The organism is Micromonospora sp. DSM 43699 (assembly GCF_055517075.1).
The window spans coordinates 1-490 of record NZ_JBTMMT010000178.1; the positions used below are offsets into that span (position 1 = coordinate 1).

Annotated in this window: 1 protein-coding gene; it reads left to right on the forward strand. The window is 62.4% G+C overall.

What is annotated here, in order from left to right:
- On the forward strand, window positions 1-237 hold a 237-nt coding region (locus tag AC0AIB_RS31110), incomplete at its 5' end, for a hypothetical protein (RefSeq protein ID WP_465098065.1).
- Window positions 238-490: the final 253 nt, after the last annotated feature.

The window sequence follows — 490 nt, forward strand, 5'->3', positions numbered from 1 at the left end:
GGCGTTGTGGTTGCGGTGATGCGTCTGTCGCGCGGCGCCGCGTCGCACATCCGTCTTCTCCTTCGCTCTGTTTTTTGCCTCGGCCCGGTTTCTCCGTCATTCCTACTTCCGCGTCATCCCCGATTTTCCGTCATTCCGGCGAAAGCCGGAACCCATTTTGACTTTGCTTTTGCCGCCGTTATCGCCGGCGCTCGCAACAGCGAAAATCAAAATTGTTTCCGGCTTTCGCCGGAATGACGGGTAGGTGGGCGGCGTCGTCGTTGCGTTGGCGCGGTCGCGGCTTGCGCCGCTCCTACAGGGGGCGTTCGTGGCGAAGCGGCGATCGAATCAGGCGCGGCTTTCAGTGCGATTCGGATCGAGCGCGCTTGCCGCGCACTCAGAGCATCCGATGCATCACGTAGATATCCACCAAACCCAGCGTCGGATGCCGGAACGCCTCCGGCACGCGGCCGACGATGGCGAAGCCGTGCTTGTTCCACAGGTGCACGGC